This window comes from Vibrio sp. QJM3NY_21 (assembly GCF_057785975.1).
This window is the reverse complement of record NZ_CM173513.1, coordinates 2,858,993-2,884,208: the sequence shown is the minus strand read 5'-3', so window position 1 is coordinate 2,884,208 and position 25,216 is coordinate 2,858,993. Positions and strand designations below refer to the sequence as shown.

Below are 25,216 nucleotides of genomic sequence, written 5' to 3'. Positions count from 1 at the left end.
AGGTGGAAAAATGTTTACAGTTCTACTTGTGATTTACCTGTTGGCAGCGCTTGGTGTAATTGGCCTAGTGTTGATTCAACAAGGTAAAGGCGCAGATATGGGAGCCTCTTTCGGTGCTGGCGCTTCAAACACTGTGTTTGGTGCTGGTGGCTCAGGAAATTTCCTTACCCGAATGACTGCAGTTTTTGCAACTACATTTTTTATCCTTAGCTTAGTGCTTGGTAATATGTCTACACATAAAACTGAGTCACAATGGATTGACCCGACTCAAGGTCAGGTAATTCAGCAAGCTGAAGATGCAGTGAGTGAAGTTCCGACGCAAGGCGACGAAATTCCACAATAAGCTGCAAAGATTTGATGCCGAGATGGTGAAATTGGTAGACACGCTAGCATGAGGTGCTAGTGCCTTAGGGTGTGAGGGTTCGAGTCCCTCTCTCGGCACCATGTTTACAAACTTGTAAAACATCTTGTTGGGCGTATAATGCTCACAAGTCGGACGCGGGATGGAGCAGTTTGGTAGCTCGTCGGGCTCATAACCCGAAGGTCGTCGGTTCAAATCCGGCTCCCGCAACCAATTTCAATGCTATTATATAGCTTGTATTGGTAGCAAGTTTGCACAGTGTGAACCTCACTGTGAGTTAAGTGTGATATCGAATGTGATGACACTTAACATATAAGGGTCCAGCAACAAAAACCCCGGCTTATACGGGGTTTTTTGTTATCTAAGCATTTGTAAATGCCTTTAGATGATAATGTTTGCTTGGAATTTAAATTGGGCTTTGAGCCCTTTTTTTGTTTCTGGAGTGGTTAAATGACTGGTTTAGAGAGACAACTTACTGAAATGCTTGACGCTCCAGTAGCAGCATCAGGTTATGAGTTAGTTGGATTAGAATTTATTCGTGCTGGTGAGCACTCAACGCTACGTATTTACATCGATTCACCAAATGGTATCAATGTAGATGATTGCTCTGAGGTTAGTCACCAAGTAAGTGCCGTAATGGACGTTGAAGATCCAATTTCAGTGGCTTATAACCTTGAAGTGTCTTCACCAGGTTTAGAGAGACCACTGTTCAAAGCAGAGCATTACCAACAATTTATTGGTCACGAGGTAAGCATCGTTTTGAAAATGGCTGTCGGCAACCGTCGTAAATGGAAAGGTGATATCCAATCTATCGAAGGCGAGACAGTGAAAGTATTGGTTGAAGGACAAGAAGAAGAATTCGTCCTGAGCAATATTGCGAAAGCTAACCTGATCCCTAAATTTTAGTTCTCCTAGAGAGAAGAGCTTAAGAGGCTAGATTAATGAACAAAGAAATTTTGGCGGTAGTAGAAGCTGTTTCAAATGAGAAAGCAGTTCCTCGTGAGCGTATTTTTGAAGCGCTTGAAATCGCGCTTGCAACGGCAACAAAAAAGAAAAGCGAATTAGAAATTGAAGTTCGTGTAGAAATTGACCGTAAAACGGGTAATTTCGAAACTTTCCGCCGTTGGGAAGCTGTTGAGGAAGTTGAATTCCCAACAAAAGAAATCTCTATTGAAGCTGCAAAGTACGATGATCCAGAGATCGAACTTGGCGGTTTCATTGAAGATGATATCGAATCAGTAACGTTTGACCGTATTACGACTCAAACGGCTAAGCAAGTTATCGTACAGAAAGTACGTGAAGCAGAACGTGCTCAAATCGTTGAACAGTTTATTGACAACGAAGGCGAGCTTGTAACTGGCGCAGTTAAGAAAGTTAACCGTGACACAGTTATTCTAGACCTAGGTAACAACGCTGAAGCGGTAATCCTTCGTGATGACCAACTTCCTCGTGAAAACTTCCGTCCAGGTGACCGTGTTCGTGGTCTTCTTTACGCAGTTAAACCAGAAGCTCGCGGTTTTCAGCTTTTCGTTACTCGTTCGAAGCCAGAAATGCTAGCTGAACTATTCCGCGTTGAAGTGCCTGAGATTGGTGAAGAGCTAATTGAACTTAAAGGTGCTGCACGTGACGCTGGTTCTCGTGCTAAAATCGCTGTGAAAACAAATGACAAACGTATTGACCCTGTTGGTGCGTGTGTTGGTATGCGTGGTGCACGTGTACAAGCTGTTTCTAATGATCTTGGCGGTGAGCGTATCGATATCGTTCTTTGGGACGATAACCCAGCTCAGTTCGTTATTAACGCAATGGCGCCTGCTGATGTTGCTTCAATCATCGTTGATGAAGATGCACACTCTATGGACATCGCTGTTGAAGCCGATAACCTGGCACAAGCGATTGGCCGTAGCGGTCAAAACGTACGTCTAGCTTCTCAACTAACGGGTTGGGAACTGAATGTAATGACTGTTGCTGATCTAGAGAAGAAGCACCAAGAAGAAGCAGTTGCTTCTATTGAAAACTTCATGAAGCACCTAGACATTGAAGAAGACTTTGCTCAAATGCTTGTTGAAGAAGGCTTCTCTACACTTGAAGAAGTGGCATACGTTCCTGTGAACGAGCTTCTTGAAGTAGACGGTCTAGACGAAGGTATCGTTGAAGAACTACGTAACCGCGCGAAAGACGCACTGACTACTCTAGCGCTAGCGAAAGAAGAGACTTTCGACGGTGTTGAGCCTGCTGAAGACTTACTTGCACTTGAAGGTCTTGAGCGTGAAATGGCTTACAAGCTAGCAGCAAAAGGCGTTGCGACATTGGAAGACCTAGCTGACCAAGGCGTTGATGAACTAGAAGGCATCGAAGACCTAACTGCAGAGCGAGCAGGCGAGCTGATTATGGCTGCGCGTAACATCTGTTGGTTCGGCGACGAAGAATAATTCAGCAAGGAGAGAAAGCGGTATGACACAATTAACAGTTAAAGCACTGAGTGAAGAGATTGGTACGCCAGTTGACCGCTTAATTGAACAACTTGCTGATGCAGGAATGAAGAAAGCAGGGTCGGATCAAGTGACTGATTCAGAGAAGCAAACATTGCTAACGCACCTTAAAAAGGAGCATGGCGATACTTCAGGCGAAACAGAACCGACTCGTTTAACTCTTCAACGCAAGACCCGCAGCACGCTAAGTGTTGCCGCTGGAGGCGGTAAGAGTAAGGATGTTCAAGTAGAGGTACGTAAAAAGCGTACTTACGTGAAGCGCAGCACTATTGAAGATGAAGCGAAACGTGAAGCTGAGGAAGTAGCTAATCGTGAAGTGGAAGAGAAAGCACAACGCGATGCTGAAGAGCAAGCGAAACGTGATGCTGCAGAGAAAGCACAGCGCGAAGCCGAAGAAAAAGTAACACGTGAAGCGGATGCAAAACGTGATTCTGAAGAGAAGGCTCAACGCGCACAAGCTGAAAAGGCTAAAAAAGACATGAATTCAAAAAATGCAGACGCTAACGCACAAGCGAAAAAAGAAGCGGATGAACTTAAAACTCGTCAAGAGCAAGAAGCAACTCGTAAAGCCGAAGCTGAAGCAGCTAAGCTTGTTGAGGAAGCTCGTAAGTTAGCAGAAGAAAACCAAGAACGTTGGTCTGAAGAAGAGAAGAAGAAGAAAGAGCAAGAGAAATCTGCGGATTACCATGTGACTACTTCTACTTATGCTCGTGAAGCAGAAGATGCGGCTGATAAAAAAGATGAGAAAGCTCCTCGTCGTCGCAAGAAGAAACCTGCTCCAGCAGCTCAACCTGGCAACAACCGTGGTGGTCGTAACCAACGTGGTCGTGGCGGTAAAGGTAAGCTTGCTAAACCAACTTCAATGCAGCAAGGCTTCGATAAGTCAGCAACTGTTGCTAAATCTGATGTTGCTATTGGCGAAACTATCGTTGTTTCTGAACTGGCTAGCAAAATGTCAGTTAAAGCAACTGAAGTTATCAAAGTAATGATGAAGATGGGCGCTATGGCGACTATCAACCAAGTGATCGACCAAGAAACAGCACAACTTGTTGCTGAAGAAATGGGCCACAAGGTTATCCTACGTAAAGAAAACGAACTAGAAGAAGCAGTGCTAGCTGACCGTGATAGCGATGCTGTCGCAGAAGGTCGTGCTCCTGTTGTTACTATCATGGGTCACGTTGACCACGGTAAAACTTCTACACTTGATTACATTCGTAAAGCACACGTTGCGTCTGGCGAAGCTGGCGGTATCACACAGCACATTGGTGCTTACCACGTAGATACTGACAACGGCATGATCACGTTCCTTGATACTCCTGGACACGCGGCGTTTACAGCTATGCGTGCTCGTGGTGCTCAAGCGACCGATATCGTTGTACTTGTTGTTGCCGCTGATGATGGCGTAATGCCACAAACAATCGAAGCTATCCAGCACGCGAAAGCGGCAGGTGTTCCTCTGATTGTTGCTGTGAACAAGATCGACAAAGAGGGTGCAAACCCAGACAACGTTAAGAATGAGCTAGCTCAATACGACGTTATCCCTGAAGAATGGGGCGGTGAGAACATCTTCGTTCACATCTCTGCAAAACAAGGTACAAACATCGATGGTCTTCTAGAAGCTATCCTTCTTCAGTCTGAAGTTCTTGAGCTTACAGCGGTTAAAGAAGGCATGGCATCTGGTGTTGTTGTTGAATCTCGTCTTGATAAAGGTCGCGGTCCAGTTGCAACAGTACTAGTACAGTCTGGTACTCTAAACAAAGGCGACATCGTTCTTTGTGGTCAAGAGTACGGCCGTGTTCGTGCAATGCGTGATGAAAACGGTAAAGACATCGAAACTGCAGGTCCATCTATCCCTGTAGAAATTCTAGGTCTTTCTGGCGTTCCTGCTTCAGGTGATGAAGCAACGGTTGTACGCGATGAACGTAAAGCGCGTGAAGTTGCGAACTACCGTCAAGGTAAATTCCGTGATGTTAAACTAGCTCGCCAACAAAAAGCGAAACTAGAGAACATGTTCGCGAATATGACGGCTGGTGAAGTTGCTGAACTTAACGTTGTACTTAAAGCTGACGTTCAAGGTTCTGTAGAAGCAATTGCTGACTCTCTACTGAAACTGTCAACTGACGAAGTTAAAGTTAACATCGTAGGTTCTGGTGTTGGTGGTATTACGGAAACTGATGCAACTCTTGCAGCCGCTTCTAACGCTATCATCCTTGGTTTCAACGTTCGTGCTGACGCAACTGCGCGTGGTACTGTTCAGAATGAAAACCTAGATCTACGTTACTACTCAATCATTTACCAACTGATCGACGAAGTGAAACAGGCGATGGGCGGTATGCTTGCTCCTGAATTCCGTCAAGAGATCATTGGTCTTGCTCAAGTTCGTGACGTATTTAAGTCGCCTAAACTTGGTGCAATCGCTGGTTGTATCGTTACTGAAGGTACGATTAAGCGTAGCAGCCCAATCCGCGTACTTCGCGAAAACGTTGTTATCTACGAAGGTGAACTAGAGTCACTTCGTCGCTTTAAAGATGACGTTCAAGAAGTTAAAAATGGTTACGAGTGTGGTATCGGCGTTAAGAACTACAACGACGTTCGCGTTGGTGACCAGATCGAAGTATTCGAAATTGTTGAAGTTAAACGTACTCTAGACTAATCAGTCAGTACGACTCGACATATTGACTAAGGTTACTAACATTACCTGTAAAGGTAATAAGTAATCGGTTGTTGAATACACCATGGGGGGCTGGTAATTACCAAGCCCCCCATCTTTCTAAGTGAGAAAAGAAAATGTCAAAAGAATTTAGCCGCACACAACGTGTGTCTCAGCAGCTTCAAAAAGAGCTCGCACTTATCCTCCAACGTGAAGTTCGTGACTCACGCATTGGTATGGTAACTATTTCAGATGTCGAAGTGTCTCGTGACCTTGCATACGCAAAAGTGTTCGTGACTTTCCTATGTATCGGTGAGCAAACACCTGAATCATGTCTTGCTGCTCTTAAAGAGCATGAAGTGCCAGTTCGTATGGCTCTTGGCAAGCGTATTCGTCACCGTCTAACACCTGAAGTTCGTTTTACTTACGACAACACATTGGTAGAAGGCATGCGTATGTCTAACCTAGTAAGTGAAGTACTGAACGATGACAAGCGTAAGCAAGAAGAATCTGGCCGCACTGACGAAACTCAGTCTAAGGATGAAGAGTAATGGCTCGCCGTCGTAAAGGTCGCCCTATAAATGGGGTAATTCTATTAGATAAGCCAACAGGCATTTCATCTAATGATGCACTGCAAAAAGTAAAGCGTATTTACTTTGCAGAGAAGGCAGGGCACACCGGTGCTCTGGATCCTCTTGCGACTGGCATGCTGCCAATTTGTCTTGGTGAAGCAACGAAGTTCTCTCAGTTTCTTCTAGATTCTGATAAGCGCTACGTTGTTGTCGCGAAGCTTGGTGAGCGTACCAACACCTCAGATTCTGATGGTGAAGTGGTTGAAACGCGTGAAATCAACGTTACTCAAGAGCAACTTGAACGCTGCATTGCAAGCTTCAAAGGTGAAACCGACCAGATTCCATCAATGTTCTCAGCATTGAAGTATCAAGGTAAGCCTTTGTATGAATATGCACGTGCAGGTATCGAAGTGCCTCGTGAGTCTCGCAAGATCACTGTGTATTCTATTGAGCTACTTCGCTTTGAAGGTGATGAAGTTGAGATGGAAGTACATTGTTCTAAAGGTACTTACATCCGCACAATTACCGACGATCTTGGTGAAATGCTAGGTTGTGGTGCTCACGTGACAATGCTTCGTCGTACTGGTGTTGCAAAGTACCCGTATGAACGCATGGTTACCTTGGAACAGCTGAACGAAATTCTAGAGCAAGCACAAGCGCAAGAGATTGCACCTAAAGAGTTGCTTGATCCATTGTTAATGCCAATGGACACCGCTGTAGAAGACTTACCTGAAGTTAACTTGAATGCGGAACTGACTGATCTTGTTCAGCACGGTATGCCCGTTCAAGTCGCAGGCGCTCCTGCTGAAGGTACCGTTCGCATGACAAGCGGTGAAGAGAAGCTGTTTGTTGGGGTTGCTCAAATTGCTGAAGATGGCCGAGTTGCACCGAAACGTTTGGTTGTTTTCAGAGATGAAGAGCCACAAGCGTAACGTTTAAATCGAGTCAGATATTAGCGCTGAGTCGTGAAAGACGAGTAAATAATATAGAAAGCGAGCCCTTAATTTTAATGGTTCGCTTTTTTCGTTTTCCATCAGTTCGATTGTTATTGCACCAACTCGTAAACTTCCCTATAATCCTCGGCTCGCGTAGCGGCTGAATCAGAGATTGGCTGCTACAAATATAAACTTACTCTTATCAGGAGAGATTTATGTCTCTGAATGCAGAAACTAAAGCAGCAATCGTTGCAGAATACGCACAATCTGAAGGCGACACAGGTTCACCAGAAGTACAAGTAGCACTACTTACTGCTTCTATCAACCACCTACAAGGTCACTTCAAAGCGCACAAACACGATCACCACAGCCGTCGTGGTCTATTACGTATGGTTTCTAGCCGTCGTAAGCTTCTTGATTACTTGAAAGGCAAAAACCTTACTCGTTACCAAGACCTAATCAAGCGTCTAGGCCTACGTCGCTAATAGCGATGTCTGCAAAGACAGTTTGAAGAAAAGGAGCATTTATGCTCCTTTTTTTGTGCCTGTAAGAAAATGTTTGGCCGGATGCACAGAATATCATCTGGCTTTTTCTGATAGGAAATATCTCTCCTAATAAAAATAGTTTATACTACGCCCGCCTATGCGTTTTCAACGCTGGGCAATCAACCTCTCAAGACGTTACAGTCACAGATGTCGGCCAATAGGTCGCGACTATTCAAAGGCGGATTTGGTCTTAATTCGGCGTATGAACTCATACAAAGAAGCATCATTCCCAAGTCTCTTTTCACTAGTCGCGATTGGTAATATCTTGAGTCAATCTTCACTTAATCTAAAGTCATGACTTTAGAGCTAAGGATATACAATGTTTGAAAAACCAGTTGTAAAATCGTTCCAGTACGGTAACCACACCGTTACTCTAGAAACGGGCGTAATGGCACGTCAAGCTACTGCTGCTGTAATGGCGACTATGGACGATACATCAGTATTCGTTTCTGTTGTTGCTAAGAAAGAAGCTGTTGCAGGCCAAGATTTCTTCCCTCTAACAGTTAACTACCAAGAGCGTACATACGCTGCGGGTAAAATCCCTGGTGGTTTCTTCAAGCGTGAAGGTCGTCCTTCTGAAGGCGAAACGCTAACAGCTCGTCTGATTGACCGTCCAATTCGTCCACTTTTCCCAAGTGCGTTTAAAAACGAAGTTCAAGTTATCGCTACGGTTGTTTCTATCAACCCTGACGTAAACCCAGACATGATCACTATGATCGCAACGTCTGCTGCGCTTGCTATCTCTGGTGCTCCATTCAATGGTCCTATCGGTGCTGCACGTGTTGGTCACATCGACGGCGAACTTGTTCTTAACCCATCAAATACTGAGCTTGAAAACTCTAAACTAGACCTAGTTGTGTCTGGTACAGAAGGCGCAGTACTTATGGTTGAATCTGAAGCAGATAACCTATCTGAAGAAGAAATGCTTTCAGCTGTTGTTTACGGTCACGACCAACAACAAGTTGTAATCAAAGCAATCAACGAGTTTGCTGCTGAAGTTGCAACTCCATCTTGGAACTGGGAAGCGCCAGCAGTTAACACTGAGCTTAAAGCTAAAGTTGCTGAGCAAGCTGAAACTCGTCTATCTGACGCGTACCAGATCACTGAGAAAATGGCTCGTTACGAGCAAGTTGGCGCAATCAAGAACGACACTGTTGAAGCTCTAATTGCACAAGACGAAAACCTAGATGAGCGCGAAATCCGCGGCATGCTTGGTTCTCTAGAGAAAAACGTAGTACGTAGCCGCATCATTGCTGGCAACCCACGTATCGATGGCCGCGAAAAAGACATGGTTCGTGCGCTAGACGTACGTACTGGTGTTCTTCCACGTACACACGGTTCTTCTCTATTCACTCGTGGTGAAACTCAAGCACTTGTTACTGCAACGCTTGGTACACAACGTGATGCTCAAATCATCGACAGCCTAATGGGTGAGAAGAAAGACAACTTCCTTCTACACTACAACTTCCCTCCATACTGTGTAGGTGAGACTGGTTTCGTTGGTTCTCCTAAGCGTCGTGAAATTGGTCACGGTAAGCTTGCTAAACGTGGTATCCAAGCAGTAATGCCTTCTGTTGACGAATTCCCATACACAGTTCGCGTTGTATCGGAGATCACAGAATCTAACGGTTCTTCTTCAATGGCTTCTGTATGTGGTACATCTCTAGCGCTTATGGATGCTGGTGTTCCAATCAAAGCTTCTGTTGCAGGTATCGCAATGGGTCTTGTTAAAGAAGGCGACGATTTCGTTGTTCTTTCTGACATCCTTGGCGACGAAGATCACCTAGGTGACATGGACTTTAAAGTAGCAGGTACTAACGCTGGTATCACTGCACTTCAAATGGACATCAAGATCGAAGGTATCACTAAAGAGATCATGCAAATTGCTCTTAACCAAGCGCAAGGTGCACGTAAGCACATCCTTTCTGTAATGGATGAAGCTATCTCTGGTGCTCGTGAAGATATCTCTGAATTCGCTCCACGTATCCACACAATGAAAATCAGCTCTGATAAGATCAAAGATGTTATCGGTAAAGGCGGCGCAGTTATCCGTGCTCTTTGTGAAGAAACAGGTACTACAATCGAAATCGAAGACGATGGCACAATCAAGATTGCTGCTACTGAAGGCGCAGCTGCTCAAGAAGCTATCCGTCGTATCGAAGAGATCACTGCTGAAGTTGAAGTTGGCCGCATTTACCAAGGTAAAGTTGCTCGTCTAGCTGACTTCGGTGCATTCGTTACTATCCTTCCAGGTAAAGATGGTCTAGTACACATCTCTCAAATCGCTGACAAGCGTGTTGAGAAAGTGTCTGACTACCTAACTGAAGGTCAAGAAGTACCAGTTAAGGTTCTTGAAATTGACCGTCAAGGCCGTGTACGTTTGAGCATGAAAGAAGCAGTTGAAACGCCAGCTGAAGGCGAAGCACCTGCTGCTGAGTGATTCTTAGCCTATTAATGGGACTATCGCTTTTTAGTGATTTCTAACCCATTGGTAAAAAAGCATGTTATAAAGGGGAGCATATCGCTCCCCTTTTTTATTGCGGTCATAACAGGAGTAATTATTTGTGAAATGGTTTCAAACCGCGAGTATGTGTTTACTGCTTGTACTAACTGGTTGTGCGACAACATCAGATAACACCTCTCGTTGGGTTTATCCACCAATGGCTGTGCCGCTTCAACCAAGTGTTCAGCAAGAAGTGCAAATAGCGCGTCTTAGTCAGCTATTACAACGCCCAGATTTGAACGATGAAGTTCGAGCTAAAATGTTGTTCGAGCGTGGTAATTATTACGACAGCGTTGGCTTGCGCGATTTAGCGCGTCTTGATTTCAATCAGTCTCTTTCATTGAACCCCGCTCAACCTGATATCTTCAATCTTTTGGGTGTTTACTTTACGCAGGTAGGGGAGTTTGATGCCGCTTATGAATCTTTTGATTCTACGTTAGAGCTTGATCCTGCAAACTCATATGCAGAAAGAAATCGCTCTATCGCTCTCTACTATGGCGAGCGTTATGACTTAGCTAACGAAGAGATGATGAAGCACTACGCTGATGATCCTAGCGATCCGTTTCGCGCTCTGTGGCTTTACATCATTCAGCATGAACTCACGCCAGAACAAGCAAAGCTTGATCTTCAAAAGCGTTACGAGAGCCGTGACGAACAGTGGGGCTGGGTATTAGTTGCGATCATGCTTGACGATATTACCGAAGAGCAGGCATTCAAAGCTATCCTAACCGGGACTCGTGACAATACGCTCCTAGCTCAACGTCTGACGGAAACGTACTTCTACCTTGCTAAGCGTCACCACATGAATGGTGATTACGCGAATGCGATCTCTTTGTACAAGTTAGCGGTTTCTTTTAACGTGTATGAATACGTAGAACACCGTTACTCTTTCTTAGAGTTAAGCCGTATCTTCACTACGCTTAAAGCCGAACATTTGGCGCAATCTAAATTAGCGGCCGCTAAATTGGCAGAAGCTAACGCTAAGTAAAGCGATACATTTTGATTCCGAAAAGCCGCTGCCTGTCAGCGGTTTTTTTATGGCCCTTTTTTATGCTCCTTTTTTATAAACGGGGAGATCGTTTTTGATTGCTTTTTATTTAAACAACATTAAAATAGTTAGCCTTGCTAACTAAATGTGAATTCTGTGGTTGGAAATCTATGCTGGACCAAAATCTAGAAAAAATTGAACGCTTTGCTTCTAAGATATGGCGAACTCAAACTAATGAAGATCCTATCTGCCAGTTGAGTTTCAATGAGTATGATTATTTGAAGGTCATTCAGGCTGCGCCAGAGCCAATTAGGTTGACCGACCTTGCCATTGAGATGCAAGTGACTAAGCCTTCAGCGACTACCATGGTTCAAAGGTTAGAAAGAAAAGGTCTCGTTGAACGTAAAGCTTCTCTAGAAGATGCTAGATCCAAATTGGTAATTTTGACCGATAAGGCAGAAGTGGGGTTGGAAGAAGAAAGTAAGATCTATCAGGTAATGGCACAAATATTAGAAAGTCGTTTGTCTGAGCAGGAATCCTTACAATTAAACCAGCTGTTAGATAAAGCTTTGAAGTAAACAATTTAGATATTTAGTTAGCCTTGTTAACTAATTTTCGAGCCGCATCTTAATGATAGGTGGCTCACAGATGAAAGTAGAGTAAGAAATGAGTAACTCAATTAGTCGTCAGTTTTGGCGATACACAATTCCTACTGTTGCGGCTATGTTAGTGAATGGCCTCTACCAAGTGGTGGATGGTATTTTCATTGGTCGTTATGTTGGTGCCGATGGACTTGCGGGTATTAATGTCGCGTGGCCTGTGATTGGTTCGATCTTGGGTATTGGCATGCTCGTGGGTGTTGGTACTGGTGCGCTTGTCTCTATTCGTCAAGGAGAAAAGGACACCCAAGGTGCTAAGCAAATCTTAGCGACGGGTTTAACTTTGTTGTTAGCGATAACACCAATTGTATCTATAGTGCTGTTCTTGTTTGCTGATAATTTCCTGTTATGGCAGGGTGCTGAAGGCAGGGTGTTTGATCTTGGGTTGCAGTATCTACACATTCTTATTGGAGCGAGTGTATTTACCTTAGGCTCTATCGCTATGCCGTTTTTGCTGCGAAACGATGACAGCCCCAACTTAGCTACAATACTGATGATCGTCGGTGCGGTGATTAACATCGTTCTTGATTACTTGTTTATCGCATTGTTTGGTTGGGAGTTGATGGGCGCAGCAGTGGCGACTGCCATTGCTCAATTTGTGGTAACAGGTTTAGGCTTAGCGTATTTCTTCTCTCGTAGAGCAAATCTTCGTTTACGTTGGAGCGAACTAAGACTGAAGCTCGATGTGATTCCTCAAATTTTTGCAATCGGTACTTCAAGCTTCTTTATGTATGCCTATGGCTCGATGATGGTCGCTCTGCATAATGCTTTATTTGCACAGTATGGTAACCAATTGATGATTGGTGCGTACGCTATATTAGGCTACATCGTGACGGTTTATTACCTCACAGCTGAAGGTATCGCGAACGGGATGCAGCCATTAGTAAGCTACAATCATGGTGCTCGTAATCAAGCCAATATTCGTAAGTTGTTAAAGATTGCGATGGTGAGTTCAGTATTGATTGGTATCGCTTTTGTGTTGCTCTTGAACCTATTCCCGAGAGAGTTTGTCTCAGTGTTTAGTTCTGATGAACCACAACTGATTGAATACACGGTACTGGGTATTCGACTTCATATGTTTGCATTGGCTCTAGATGGTTTCTTGGTTGTGGCTGGTGCTTATTATCAGGCAGTGAACAAGGGCAGTAAGGCAATGTTTGTGACGATAGGTAATATGCTTATCCAATTACCTTTCTTGTACATCATGCCTAAATTGTACGGTGTGCCGGGGATTTGGATTGCCTATCCATTGTCCAATATCGCGTTAAGCGTAGTTGTTATGATCATGCTCTACAAAGACGTAAAGAAGCTCGATGTTACGCCGCTGGAAACCGCGACGGCGTAGGTCGCTTTTCTTAAACTGAATGATAAAAGGTCTAGCGAATGCTAGACCTTTTTTGTATCTGTTACTGATTGATTCAATGAGGAGTTAGATGTTCTTAACGTCTAAACCTGCAAGTTGGTGCCAGTAACCGTTGCATTGGCGGCTTTCAATGGTCATTGGTTTTTGGCCATGCTCATTGGCTTTGAAGTTGTTGATCTCAGAGAAGGTATCGATGCCCAATGGGCTTAAACGAACCACATCAACCAAGTCATGCATGCTAGGTAGATCATTGACTAGGTTGTAACAGTAACCTGATTGAGTTTGAATACCGTTAAGGTTAAAGACAGACTGGCCTTCTTGGCTATCGACTTGTAGGCCGGTAGGGTATTTGATGCAGCAGGTTTCGCAATCGTCTTTGGCTTTGTTTTCTGCGCGAGCGGTAAAGCATCGTGCTGAGTAAGCAAGTGGTAGGTAGCCGTGGCTAAATACTTCTACTTCGAACTTATTACGGATATTAAGCTCTTCGCACTGTGTCATTACGTTGTTTAGCCATTCGCGAGAAAGCTCAACAGGCATACACCAACGCGTCATACCTTGTTTCAAGAACAGGTTCAGAGTACGTGCATTGTAGGTGTTAACTGCAGGGCCAACCACGAACGGTACTTTGCTTTCGCTGGCTAATTGAATGGCAGATACGTCGTTGGCTTCAATCGCAAAGTCACCGTTATCAATGTACTTCTTCATGATGTTGACTTCGCTTGGTGCTTCTAGCAATGCCATGGTGGAAAGTACGACTTGCTTACCTGAAGCCGACAGCTCTTTGGCAATATCCATCCAGTGTTTTGCTTTCATCTCACGACGCTTTGAACACACGGCTTCACCTAGGTAGATGATATCAGCAGAGCTTGATTTCGCTTCCTCATAGAAGCTTTCAACGTCTTGTTTTGGCCAAAAATAAAGAAGAGGGCCTAATGCGTATTTCATTGAGTTCTCCATTTGGCTCTATTGCCATTTACGGTGATAAGCGCCAAGCGTGGTTTGTGTACCTTCAGATACATTCGCCAGTGTCGCATTCCAAGCTTGTTCCACTTGGTATTGTTCTGGGTTCGCTAAGTAACGGTCGATAGCAGCGCGCCAAGTACGAGTCACTTGCTCGACATAAGCAGGGCTACGCTGGCGACCTTCAATTTTCACTGAGGCAACGTTGGCAGCAAATAGCTCAGGCAGCATAGACAGCGTGTTGAGGCTAGTTGGCTCTTCAAGTGCGTGATAGCGTTTACGTTCACCATCGATCTCTGCTTCAAAGCGGCCTTTACACAGCGTTGGGTAACCCGCGTTTTCGCCAGCTACGTACTTGTCGATAAGAATCTCATTCAAGCGTGACTCTAGACCGGTTTCTGTTTCTTGCCAGCGAACGTATTTTGCTGGAGAACAAGCACCAACGGTATTTGGTGATTCGCCTGTCATGTATGAAGAGAGGTAACAACGACCTTCTGCCATGATGCACAAGCTACCAAAAGCGAATACTTCAAGGTCAACGTCAGAAGTGATATTACGAGAAAGCTGTTTGACCTGATGAATCGACAATACGCGAGGCAATACCACACGCTTTACATTGAAGTTCTTGTGGTAGAAGTCGATTGCAGCCGCATTGGTCGCAGAAGCTTGAACCGATAGATGCAATTCTAGTTCTGGATATTTGTTTGCTGCGTACTCAAGCACTGCGATATCAGCAATGATCAGCGCGTCAACACCTAGTGCTGCGGCGTTGTCTACGGCATTTGTCCAGCGTTCGAAGCCATTTGGGTGAGCAAAAGTATTTAAGGCAACGTGAATTTTCTTGTTGCGGTCATGCACATATTGCACAGCACGATCGAGCTTTTTACCCGCAAAGTTAAGGCCTGCAAAGTGTCGGGCATTGGTATCGTCTTTGAATCCGATATAGACAGCATCCGCACCACAATCAATAGCGGTTTTCAAAGCAGGTAAGTTACCCGCTGGGCATAAGAGTTCCATTTGCTCACTACCAGTAGAATGAAATTGAAGCGAGTATTTTATGAAGAATTATGAATGACGGAATTGATGTAAGGCAGGTTTAGATGGATAAATCTGCTTTTACTCCGTTTGGGGTACTGACTAGTAAGGCTTTTGTTCTTTGGTGTGGCTTTTGACTGGGGGATAGTTGAATCGTGTACTAGTTCTTATGGCGACGATTTTGGGCAAACAGCTCTTCGACGTCTTGTTTCGGTTGTGGGCGATAGAAGTGGAAGCCTTGGATTGAACTGCAGTTGAGGTTAGAAAGCAGGGTCGCTTGTTCACTGGTTTCGACGCCTTCTGCCACTACAGTTAAATCGAGAGATTTACCCAGGTTGATGATGTTTTCAATCACAGTGATTTGCTTTGGTAGCGTATCGATATCAGAGATGAAAGCACGGTCAATCTTAAGCTCATCAATTGGGAAGCGAGCCAAATAAGACAGAGAAGAGTAGCCCGTACCAAAATCATCGATAGATAAAGCAAAGCCGAGTTTCTTTATAGCGTTAAGCATTTGAAGTGTGTGTTCACTATCACTCATCACCGCGCTTTCTGTCAGCTCAAACGTAATAGCACTAGGGTCAAGCTCTGTTGAACGAAGTAACTTTTCAACGTAATCAATCAGTTTCGGGTTACCAAATTGCTCTGGAGACAAGTTGATAGCCACTCGACCTGGCAGGATACCTTGCATCTTCCAACGCTTAACCGTCGCAAATACTTCACGCATCACCACTCGGCCAAGTTGTTCAATAAGGCCCGCTCGTTCCGCTACAGGGATGAATGCCGCAGGGCTGATGTAGCCTTCTACTGGGTGCTTCCAGCGTACTAACGCTTCTGCACCGTTGATGGTGAAATCACGCGCGTTGACCTTAGGTTGATACCAAACCTCAAGTCCATTCTGTTGCAGTGCTTTTTGTAACTCTATCTCCAGCCACAATCGCATGCGGGCTTCTTTGTTCATCTGTTCGTTGAACTTGATCAGGCGGTTACGTCCACGATCTTTCGCTTCATACATTGCGGTGTCTGCATTTTGCAGCAAGATACGAGCATCGGTGCCATCTTGAGGAAAGCTCACGCTGCCAATCGAGCAGGCTAAGCGCTTACTAAAGTGGTGAAGATCGAAGGGTTGATTGATCAGGGAAATGATCTTTTCAGCGAGCATTTCAGGCGTTCGCTGATGTTCAGGTTCTGGCAGGATAATACCAAACTCATCCCCGCCTAAATGACCAATAACGGCCTGGCGAGGTAGTAAACGTTTTAGGCGTGAAGCAACCTCTTTAATCACTTTATCGCCAATGTGATGACCTAGTGAATCATTGATATTCTTAAAGTTATCAATATCTAAGTAGAGCATTACCACTGGCGTATCGTTTTGAATGAACTGCTCAAGACGTTTGGTGAACCCAACTCGGTTGTAGAGCTTGGTCAGTGCATCGATGTAGGCATCTTCACTGTTTGCAGGCGTATACTGCTTTGTGGCCTCTTGTGCATCTTGGATAAGCACAAGCTGAGTGTTACTTCCAAGAATAGTGGTGGAGTCGATGTTGAGTTGAACTTTACGTTCAAAGCCGCATCGGGCACCCGTTAAGCAAACCAAACCAGACTCAGAAATAATAGAACTGAGGTTATTATTGAAGACTGTTTTGGTTTGTTCATCGATGAATAATCGTCCCAACTCTTCGCCAATTAACTCGGTGGTGGAGTTAAAGCCGAGCAAGCGTGCTGCTGCTGGGTTTGATGACAAGATGTAGTCACTTTCAACTAACAGTAATCCGTCAGGGAGTAGGTGAGATAGCTTGTGGAATTTCGCTTCGGATTCTTCTAAAGAACGAGCAAGTACTTGGTTTTCTGATGTGTCGAAGGCATGAAAGACAATGTAGTCGGTTTTGTTGCCATTCGTCAGCGGAGATAGGCTGAAATGAAGGCTGGTATCGAGGTCAGTTTCGTTGAGCGTGACTTCGGCCTCAATCGTTTCACCATTGAATGCACGCTCATAGTAAGGCTTAAGGTGTTGGTAGAATTGCTCACCTAATGTTTGGCGGTCATTCATGCCAGCAAGCTCGGTTTTACTCAAACCAGCAATATCGCAGTAACGCTCATTAACCATAAAATAGTTATGTTGGGCGTCAAGTACCGCAAAAAAGAACGGACTGTTTGCTGTTAGCTGGGTAAACCAATGTTGTAGTTGCTGGGGAGGCATCAAAGTACTACCAATTCTCCAAGAGCTTGAATATTCACTATCGATAAATATTTATTACTTTTTGTGTGGCTATCGATATTTACCTGTGAGTGCAGCGATCCGCTGTAATTCTCATGACCTGAGTTACTATAACTGTGATTTTCAGGATATTAAAGGTCGAGTATCAAACCGAAGTTAATTTGATACATAACAGTAACTGAGATTTCAACATCATCTATGATGCATTCCATATTATTGACAAAGTTACGGATAAGTCACGTGATAAACAAGATTCGCACTCAACTAGTTCAAAATGCCGCATCAATTTTGCGATCTCCAGTCCAGTTATTGCCTAAAACAGTACAAAAAAGAGCCTTATTGGAGGCGCTTAAGAATGTCTTTAAGGAAGCTTTAGAGGACGGTGACTTTGAATTCTTAGAAGACAAGTGGCTTAAAGTCTCAATAAAAGATATGGGGTTAAGTTGGTGTATTAGCTATCAAAATGAGCAACTAGTTGTAGCTGATAACGAGGTTGTTGAAGATGTAAGCTTTAGCGGAAACCTTAACGATCTTGTGCTGATTGCCGGGCGTAAAGAAGACCCAGATACGCTTTTCTTTCAACGTAGACTGTCGATTGAGGGCGATACAGAGCTTGGTTTAGAAGTCAAAAACTTGATGGATAGCGTAGATTTAGATGTATTGCCGACTCCTATGAAAACTTTGTTAAATCAATTAGCTGATTTTGTGCAGAAGGGAGTACAATCCCCAGATACACAAAGTGAGGTAATGAATGCTTATTCGAACTGAAGCACCGGCAGATATACTTGTCATTGATCGTTTATTGAAATCTGTTTTTGAAACAGATGCAGAAGCTAATTTGGTTATGAGCTTGCGTGAGAATAGCCATTTAACGCTATCGCTGGTGGCTTGTTCTGATGAGGGCGAGGTGGTTGGTCACCTGATGTTTAGCCCTATCACTCTCCATGGTGACGATCATAACTGGCAGGGACTTGCGCCTCTCGCAGTGAAAGAAGAGTACCGCAATCAAGGTATTGCCAAATCACTGGTTGAAGACGCATTTTCTACATTAGTAGATTTCGGTTACCCAGCTTGTGTTGTGCTTGGTGATCCTGCTTACTACGGCCGCTTTGGTTTTAAGGCTGCGAGCGAGTTTGGCCTGAGTTGTGTTTGGGATGTACCTGAAGGTGCTTTCCAAGCGATTGAGTTGGTAGACGGTGTGTTTGCTGGGCATTCTGGTGAGATTGCTTACAGCCCAGAGTTCAACGACTTATAAGCTGATTTACCACGTAATCCGATACAAACTGATTTAGTCTAAATAAAGGAGCTTGATGCTCCTTTATTTTTTGTTAGTATCAGCCCCAATGAGCTCCTTTTCAGTTCGCTCTAAGAAGAGCAATACCAACAAACCTAAGGTTACACCGCTAGATATGTCACAAACACACGCACAATACCTGCAAGAGATGGGCATCAGCCAATGGGAGCTTAGTCACCCAGAGCGTTTGGTTGGCTACGAATCTGAATTGATTCCACTATCGAGCGACTGCAAGTTGCTACTGGTTTCGCCTGAAAAACCTCAGGAAGATCTCGCCGTGATGTTTGAACGCGTACTTAAAAGTATCAAGCTCGACTTATCTCAGGCTTTACACCTTCAACCACAACACTTGTCTGCTGTGGATTTAGGTTCGGTTGAATGGGTATGGTTTGCTGGTTGTGAATCTGCCTATGAACTGAAGGCAAAAACACTTCAATCTCCATTACTGTCTGACATTAACGGTAATAACCAACATCGCCGCGACTTATGGCAACAAATTTGTGCTTATGACTAATCAATTATTACCGACTTCAGAACAACACCTCGACGCTATTTGGCAAATTGAGCAGACCGCGCATTCTCATCCTTGGTCTGAAAACATGATCCGTGATCTTAATAGCCGCGGAGGCAGCCATCGTGTTCTTGAGGTGGATGGAGAGGTTGTCGGCTATTTCTATGCTCAGAACATTGTCGGTGAAGTGACTTTGCTGACGATAGCGGTTGACCCCAAGCAGCAAGGTAAAGGTTACGGCAAAGCTTTGGTTGAGCACTTTCTCGATATGTGTGAACAGGCTGACGCTGAAAGTGCTTGGCTGGAAGTTCGCGAAAGTAATGTGAATGCTTTTAATCTTTACGAGAAGGCTGGCTTTAATGAAGTCGATCGCCGTCGTAACTATTACCCAACCAAGCAAGGCAACGAAGATGCGATCATTATGAGCTATCTTTTCATGTCGTTTAGCTAATCATATTATGTCTTTTAGCTAACCCTAAATAGCTAACCACAGAATCAGCGATAAATAGGGTGCAAACTGACCCTTTAGAAAGTGATTCGCTTTCTGTATAATCCGCACACAGAATTCAAGGGCAAGTATTATCTACTTGCCCTTTTTACGCTTTAGATCAGCAAAGGGCGACTATGTCTTTCCAACAAGAAGTGAGCAAACGTAGAACGTTTGCAATTATCTCTCACCCGGATGCGGGTAAAACCACGATTACTGAAAAAGTTCTTTTATTCGGAAACGCGATTCAAAAAGCGGGTACCGTAAAAGGCCGTGGCTCTAACCAGCACGCTAAATCTGACTGGATGGAGATGGAAAAAGAACGTGGTATCTCGGTAACTACGTCGGTAATGCAATTCCCATACAATGATTGCCTAGTAAACCTACTCGATACTCCAGGACACGAAGATTTCTCGGAAGATACGTACCGTACACTAACAGCGGTTGACTCTTGTTTGATGGTTATCGATGCTGCGAAAGGTGTCGAGGATCGTACTCGTAAATTGATGGAAGTAACGCGTCTACGTGATACTCCAATCGTAACGTTTATGAACAAACTTGACCGTGACGTTCGTGACCCAATGGAAGTGCTTGATGAAGTGGAAAGCGAGCTAGGTATGGCTTGTGCTCCAATCTCATGGCCAATCGGTTGTGGTAAAGAGTTTAAAGGTGTTTATCACATTCATCGTGATGAAACGATCTTGTACGAATCTGGCCATGGCCATGAGATCCAAGAAGTTCGCATCATTAAAGGTTTAGATAACCCTGAACTAGACGAAGCTGTTGGCGAAGATCTGGCGAGCAGTGTTCGTGAAGAGCTTGAATTGGTTATTGGCGCATGTCCTGAGTTTGATCTCGATTTGTTCCTTGCTGGTGAACTAACGCCTGTTTACTTCGGTACAGCATTGGGTAACTTTGGTGTTGACCACATGCTAGATGGTTTGACTAAGTGGGCTCCGGGTCCTCAAACTCGTCAAGCTAACGAGCGTGATGTTGAAGCGACAGAAGAGAAGTTCTCTGGCTTCGTCTTTAAGATCCAAGCAAACATGGATCCAAAACATCGTGACCGTATCGCATTCATGCGTATCGTTTCGGGTACTTACAACCAAGGTATGAAGATGAATCATGTTCGTACTGGCAAGAACGTAAGTATTTCGGATGCGGTAACTTTCATGGCGGGCGACCGTGCGCGAGCTGAAAAAGCGTATGCTGGTGACATCATTGGCTTGCATAACCATGGCACAATCCAGATTGGTGATACCTTTACTCAAGGCGAAAGCTTGAAGTTCGCTGGTATTCCCAACTTCGCGCCTGAGCTATTCCGTCGTATTCGTCTACGCGATCCACTAAAGCAGAAGCAACTTCTAAAAGGTTTGGTTCAGCTTTCTGAAGAGGGCGCAGTACAAGTATTCCGTCCTATGCAGAACAACGACCTGATCGTTGGTGCGGTTGGTGTACTTCAGTTCGACGTGGTTGTAGCGCGCTTGAAAGCGGAATACAACGTAGAAGCTATCTACGAAGGTGTTAACGTTGCAACAGCTCGCTGGATTGAATGTGATGACGCGAAGAAACTAGAAGAGTTCAAACGTAAGAACCAAGCTAACCTAGCGTTAGATGGTGGTGATAACCTGTCTTACATCGCACCTACAATGGTGAACTTGAACCTAGCTTCTGAACGTTTCCCTGACGTTCAGTTCCGAGCGACGCGCGAGCACTAATTTCTCCGCGCTCTATTCGAGTTAAACAAAAACGTCTATTGTTCTGCAATAGGCGTTTTTTAATGCGTTTTATTTAAGGCTTAGAGGCTGAGGTTAGAGGCAATGATGTTCAGTTGGATAAAAGCTTGGATTAAGAAATACGATAAGTGGTGCGAGGAGCTTGGTTTAACGCCTGAGAACAAGCGCAGCTGCGTGGCTTATCGTCGTGATCCCCAAGGGAAACAAACAGAGAGTAGGGAAGATGACACAGCAAATAAGTGACTTTCCGCTGTTTGATACTCATTGCCATGCGGATTTTAAGGCGTTTGAGCAAAATATTGTAATTGATCAGGGAGCTACACCGGATCAAAGTATTGATAGCTATCTTAAAGAAGCGAAACAAGCTCAAGTCGAGAAGATTCTTATTCCTTCTATTGGCCAAAGTAACTGGTCGAAGCTCGATAAAATCGCCAAATCTTACCCTAATGTTTACTACGCCTTAGGTTTTCACCCTTACTTTTTAGAGCAAGCCAATGGCGAGCAATTCTCAGAGCTTCGCCAATTACTCTCATCAAAAAACAGTCAATGCGTTGCGATAGGAGAGTGTGGTCTCGACTTTTTTGTCGATGTCGAGCGGGAGAAACAAGAACGCTTTTTCATCCAACAAATGGAGCTTGCGAAGGCATTTGAGCTGCCTTTGATCATCCATGAGAGGAAGTCTTATAACCGACTCATTGAACTATTAAAGCAGCACAAGTTCACTTTTGGTGGGGTGATTCACGGTTTTTCAGGGAGTGAACAGCAAGCTTTGGCGTGGATCAAGCTCGGTTTCTATATTGGTGTCGGTGGAACGATTACTTACCCCAGAGCACAAAAAACACGCACAACCATCGCAAAACTGCCTCTTGAATGCCTGGTATTAGAAACGGATGCACCGGACATGCCCATGTATGGAAATCAAGGAAATGTTAATCATTCCAAACATTTAGTTACGATCTTAAATGAACTATTTTTGCTTAGAAAAGAGCCAAAGCAATCGGTTGCAGCGCAAATTTGGCAAAATAGCCATCGAGCATTCGGTATATGTGAATAAAATCGAAGGTTTTTGTTTATCGTTTGCGTAAATTGCACCGAGCTTGTGATTTGGTTCACATTTGCGTGTGAATGGTACATGAATCTTGTACGAAAGTGTGAGGACGGCATTACTTTATTAGTGGTCGCATGAGTATAATTGCTTCCGCTTTATAGCCCCATTTTGTAACACGCCAATAAATAACTAATAAGGAAGTCATAAACTATGAGCCTGTTTATGAGCCTCGTCGGAATGGTTGCACTGATTGCAATCGCAGTACTACTATCCGACAACCGCAAAGCAATTAATATCAGAACAGTGGGTGGCGCTTTCGCTATCCAATTCGCACTTGGTGCATTCGTACTTTACATCCCTTGGGGTCGTGATCTACTTGCAGGTTTCTCTGCTGGTGTAGCAAACGTGATCGACTACGGTAAAGATGGTACTGGCTTCCTATTTGGTAGCCTTGTTAACTTCTCAGTTGACGGTATCGGTTTCATCTTTGCATTCCAAGTTCTACCAACACTAATCTTCTTCTCTGCTCTTATCTCTGTACTTTACTACATTGGTGCGATGCAAGTTGTAATCAAGGTTCTTGGTGGTGGTCTTCAGAAAGCTCTAGGTACTTCTCGCGCCGAGTCAATGTCTGCAGCAGCAAACATTTTCGTTGGTCAAACTGAAGCACCTTTAGTAGTTCGTCCATTTGTTCCTAAAATGACTAACTCTGAACTATTCGCAGTAATGTGTGGTGGTTTAGCATCTGTTGCTGGTGGTGTACTAGCGGGTTACGCATCTATGGGTGTACCTCTAGAGTACCTAGTAGCAGCGTCATTCATGGCAGCACCTGGTGGTCTACTATTCGCTAAAATCATCAAGCCTGAAACTGATGAAGTTGACGAGAACCTAGGTTCAGACATCGACGGTGGCGACGACAAGCCTGCTAACGTTATCGATGCAGCTGCTGGCGGTGCGTCAGTTGGTCTACAACTAGCACTTAACGTTGGTGCAATGCTACTAGCATTCATCGGTCTAATCGCTCTTATCAACGGTATCCTAGGTGGCATCGGTGGTTGGTTCGGTATGGAAAACCTAACTCTAGAACTTCTTCTAGGTTGGATCTTCGCACCGTTAGCATTCATCATTGGTGTTCCATGGGAAGAAGCAACTATTGCTGGTTCTTTCATTGGTCAGAAGACAGTTGTTAACGAATTCGTTGCATACCTAAACTTCGTACCATACATCGGTGACAACGCTCAAATCGTTGAAGCGACTGGTCAAGTAATGTCTGTTAAGACTCAAGCAATTATCTCGTTCGCTCTATGTGGTTTCGCAAACCTTTCTTCAATTGCGATTCTTCTAGGTGGTCTAGGTGGTATTGCTCCAAACCGTCGTCACGACATCGCACGTATGGGTGTTAAAGCGGTTGTAGCTGGTACTCTATCTAACCTGATGGCAGCAACAATTGCTGGCTTCTTCCTGTCTTTCTAATCAGTTAGAAATCGATATATAGACGCCATAATAATATCGCCCCGTAGCAAGAAATTGCTGCGGGGCTTTTTTGTTTTTGGGCCTAGTGATTTTGAGCATTAGCATGAGTGAATGCTTGGAGTCGAAAATGGGTCTAGAATGTTTTTTTGAGATACAAACCGTTTGCGTTCTAAGGAGCACTACAATTTATTGATGGATACCTATAATGTATAAGCTTAAGGGACAGGATGTCTCTTGTTGGCAAGAAAGTAACTGCTTGGATTTATCTAAAGGTTATTCTTCTGGGATTAAGCCAAACTTAGCGATACGCTATAGATGTTAGACACAACATGACTGATTTGTTGTGCCATAGACCAAACTGGTACTGTGCGGTGACAAGGATTGCAATTGATAGCGAAAGTTATCAAGTCTTCAGGGAACCAAGTCCGTTCATTTGTGACTACTGAGCATTACTAAAATATCCATCTATACTGGATGGGTGGCGAAGTAGTTAACTATTTGAATATATTGATCGGAGATAGAAATGAGCGATTTAAAAGCAGCAGCTCTACGTGCACTTAAACTTATGGACCTAACTACGCTAAATGATGACGATACTACTGAAAAAGTAGTGGCGCTTTGTCATGACGCGAAGACTGCAGTTGGTAACACCGCTGCAATCTGTATTTACCCTCGCTTCATCCCAGCCGCTAAGAAGGCGTTGCGTGAGCAAGGTACTCCAGAAGTACGCATCGCGACTGTAACTAACTTCCCTCATGGTAATGACGACATCGAAATTGCTGTTGCAGAAACGAAAGCAGCGGTAGCGTACGGCGCAGACGAAGTTGACGTAGTATTCCCATACCGTGCTCTTATTGCTGGCAACGAAGAAGTTGGCTTTGAGCTAGTTAAGCAATGTAAAGCCGCTTGTGGTGACATCACGCTTAAAGTGATCATCGAAACTGGTGAGCTAAAAGAAGAAGCACTTATCAAGAAAGCTTCTCAGATCTGTATCGAAGCAGGTGCAGACTTCATCAAAACTTCAACAGGTAAAGTGCCAGTAAACGCGACTCCTGAGTTCGCGCGCATGATGCTTGAAGTTATTCGTGACATGGGCGTGGCTAAAACTGTTGGTTTCAAACCAGCTGGTGGCGTACGTACAGCTGAAGATGCTCAAGCTTACCTAGCAATGGCTGATGAGCTACTAGGCGCTGAGTGGGCAGACAACATGCACTACCGTTTTGGTGCTTCAAGCCTACTGACTAACCTTCTTAATACATTAGAAGTGACAGACCAGACTGCTGATCCAGCAGCATACTAATTTACCCATTCGGGTATATAAAAATTAAGTCTGTTTGATGGAGTGGCGTTAAGTCACTCCATATTACCTCTTTCCCTACACACCATACT

23 protein-coding genes and 2 tRNA genes are annotated in these 25,216 nt (G+C 44.4%); 22 read left to right on the top strand and 3 right to left on the bottom strand.

Features of this window, described 5'->3' with window-relative positions:
- The first annotated feature begins 10 nt into the window (after positions 1-10).
- The 13 genes from secG (at position 11) to AC3CID_RS12660 (ending at position 13,047) form a co-directional block, all read left to right on the top strand.
- On the top strand, positions 11-343 hold the full coding sequence (gene secG / locus AC3CID_RS12720) for a preprotein translocase subunit SecG (RefSeq protein WP_004734504.1): 333 nt from the start codon (positions 11-13) through the stop codon (positions 341-343).
- A 16-nt stretch (positions 344-359) separates the two neighbouring features.
- A tRNA-Leu gene (locus AC3CID_RS12715) sits at positions 360-444 on the top strand.
- Positions 445-497: 53 nt separating this feature from the next.
- Positions 498-574, top strand: a tRNA-Met gene (locus AC3CID_RS12710).
- A gap of 237 nt (positions 575-811) precedes the next feature.
- Positions 812-1,267, top strand: coding sequence for a ribosome maturation factor RimP (gene rimP / locus AC3CID_RS12705; RefSeq protein WP_004734501.1), 456 nt, complete (start codon positions 812-814; stop codon positions 1,265-1,267).
- A gap of 35 nt (positions 1,268-1,302) precedes the next feature.
- Positions 1,303-2,790 carry a transcription termination factor NusA gene (gene nusA, locus AC3CID_RS12700; RefSeq protein WP_004734499.1) on the top strand — a complete coding sequence of 496 codons (1,488 nt, stop codon included), beginning with the start codon at positions 1,303-1,305 and terminating at the stop codon, positions 2,788-2,790.
- A 22-nt stretch (positions 2,791-2,812) separates the two neighbouring features.
- Positions 2,813-5,503 (top strand): translation initiation factor IF-2, encoded by a 2,691-nt coding sequence (gene infB / locus AC3CID_RS12695; RefSeq protein WP_004734497.1) that lies wholly within the window; start codon positions 2,813-2,815, stop codon positions 5,501-5,503.
- A 134-nt stretch (positions 5,504-5,637) separates the two neighbouring features.
- Positions 5,638-6,051, top strand: coding sequence for a 30S ribosome-binding factor RbfA (gene rbfA, locus AC3CID_RS12690; RefSeq protein ID WP_004734495.1), 414 nt, complete (start codon positions 5,638-5,640; stop codon positions 6,049-6,051).
- On the top strand, positions 6,051-7,004 hold the full coding sequence (truB, locus tag AC3CID_RS12685; RefSeq protein WP_004734494.1) for a tRNA pseudouridine(55) synthase TruB: 954 nt from the start codon (positions 6,051-6,053) through the stop codon (positions 7,002-7,004). Before rbfA ends, truB begins: the two co-directional genes overlap by 1 nt.
- Before the next feature lie 218 nt (positions 7,005-7,222).
- Positions 7,223-7,492 carry a 30S ribosomal protein S15 gene (gene rpsO / locus AC3CID_RS12680; RefSeq protein WP_004734493.1) on the top strand — a complete coding sequence of 90 codons (270 nt, stop codon included), beginning with the start codon at positions 7,223-7,225 and terminating at the stop codon, positions 7,490-7,492.
- 379 nt (positions 7,493-7,871) lie between these two features.
- Positions 7,872-9,992: a polyribonucleotide nucleotidyltransferase gene (gene pnp, locus AC3CID_RS12675; RefSeq protein WP_086048817.1), complete on the top strand. Its 2,121-nt coding sequence runs from the start codon at positions 7,872-7,874 to the stop codon at positions 9,990-9,992.
- 124 nt (positions 9,993-10,116) lie between these two features.
- A complete protein-coding gene (gene nlpI, locus AC3CID_RS12670; protein ID WP_488526643.1) occupies positions 10,117-11,043 on the top strand; it encodes a lipoprotein NlpI in 927 nt (308 codons plus the stop codon).
- A gap of 170 nt (positions 11,044-11,213) precedes the next feature.
- Positions 11,214-11,621: a MarR family winged helix-turn-helix transcriptional regulator gene (locus AC3CID_RS12665; protein ID WP_029224732.1), complete on the top strand. Its 408-nt coding sequence runs from the start codon at positions 11,214-11,216 to the stop codon at positions 11,619-11,621.
- An 88-nt stretch (positions 11,622-11,709) separates the two neighbouring features.
- Positions 11,710-13,047 (top strand): MATE family efflux transporter, encoded by a 1,338-nt coding sequence (locus AC3CID_RS12660; protein WP_488526642.1) that lies wholly within the window; start codon positions 11,710-11,712, stop codon positions 13,045-13,047.
- Between the two features lie 84 nt (positions 13,048-13,131).
- Here AC3CID_RS12660 and AC3CID_RS12655 read toward each other — a convergent pair whose 3' ends face one another.
- The 3 genes from AC3CID_RS12655 to AC3CID_RS12645 all read right to left on the bottom strand — a co-directional run bounded on the left by AC3CID_RS12655 (position 13,132) and on the right by AC3CID_RS12645 (position 17,260).
- Complete coding sequence (locus AC3CID_RS12655) at positions 13,132-14,010, bottom strand: U32 family peptidase (RefSeq protein WP_488526641.1); 879 nt, start codon at positions 14,008-14,010, stop codon at positions 13,132-13,134.
- 18 nt (positions 14,011-14,028) lie between these two features.
- A complete protein-coding gene (gene ubiU / locus AC3CID_RS12650) occupies positions 14,029-15,042 on the bottom strand; it encodes a ubiquinone anaerobic biosynthesis protein UbiU (protein ID WP_004734487.1) in 1,014 nt (337 codons plus the stop codon).
- Between the two features lie 178 nt (positions 15,043-15,220).
- A complete protein-coding gene (locus tag AC3CID_RS12645) occupies positions 15,221-17,260 on the bottom strand; it encodes a sensor domain-containing protein (RefSeq protein ID WP_171311791.1) in 2,040 nt (679 codons plus the stop codon).
- Positions 17,261-17,518: 258 nt separating this feature from the next.
- On the opposite strand from AC3CID_RS12645, the gene ubiT reads away from it, so the two are divergent.
- The 9 genes from ubiT (at position 17,519) to deoC (ending at position 25,127) form a co-directional block, all read left to right on the top strand.
- Positions 17,519-18,046, top strand: a complete 528-nt coding sequence (gene ubiT / locus AC3CID_RS12640) for a ubiquinone anaerobic biosynthesis accessory factor UbiT (protein WP_004734485.1) — start codon at positions 17,519-17,521, stop codon at positions 18,044-18,046.
- Positions 18,030-18,533, top strand: a complete 504-nt coding sequence (locus tag AC3CID_RS12635; protein ID WP_102487626.1) for a GNAT family N-acetyltransferase — start codon at positions 18,030-18,032, stop codon at positions 18,531-18,533. The genes ubiT and AC3CID_RS12635 overlap by 17 nt, the downstream gene beginning before the upstream one ends.
- A 154-nt stretch (positions 18,534-18,687) precedes the next feature.
- Entirely contained in the window at positions 18,688-19,086 is a 399-nt protein-coding gene (locus AC3CID_RS12630) for a DNA polymerase III subunit psi (RefSeq protein WP_488527294.1), read from the top strand.
- On the top strand, positions 19,079-19,534 hold the full coding sequence (rimI, locus tag AC3CID_RS12625; protein WP_029222296.1) for a ribosomal protein S18-alanine N-acetyltransferase: 456 nt from the start codon (positions 19,079-19,081) through the stop codon (positions 19,532-19,534). The genes AC3CID_RS12630 and rimI overlap by 8 nt, the downstream gene beginning before the upstream one ends.
- A gap of 173 nt (positions 19,535-19,707) precedes the next feature.
- On the top strand, positions 19,708-21,288 hold the full coding sequence (prfC, locus tag AC3CID_RS12620) for a peptide chain release factor 3 (protein ID WP_237290382.1): 1,581 nt from the start codon (positions 19,708-19,710) through the stop codon (positions 21,286-21,288).
- A 105-nt stretch (positions 21,289-21,393) separates the two neighbouring features.
- Positions 21,394-21,549, top strand: a complete 156-nt coding sequence (locus AC3CID_RS12615) for a DUF5363 family protein (protein ID WP_157936365.1) — start codon at positions 21,394-21,396, stop codon at positions 21,547-21,549.
- The gene (locus tag AC3CID_RS12610) at positions 21,530-22,360 is read left to right on the top strand and encodes a TatD family hydrolase (protein ID WP_488526640.1); all 831 of its coding nucleotides are present in this window, start codon (positions 21,530-21,532) and stop codon (positions 22,358-22,360) included. Before AC3CID_RS12615 ends, AC3CID_RS12610 begins: the two co-directional genes overlap by 20 nt.
- Before the next feature lie 204 nt (positions 22,361-22,564).
- Positions 22,565-23,827, top strand: a complete 1,263-nt coding sequence (locus AC3CID_RS12605; protein WP_004734478.1) for a NupC/NupG family nucleoside CNT transporter — start codon at positions 22,565-22,567, stop codon at positions 23,825-23,827.
- Positions 23,828-24,350: 523 nt separating this feature from the next.
- Entirely contained in the window at positions 24,351-25,127 is a 777-nt protein-coding gene (gene deoC, locus AC3CID_RS12600) for a deoxyribose-phosphate aldolase (protein ID WP_004734477.1), read from the top strand.
- Positions 25,128-25,216: the final 89 nt, after the last annotated feature.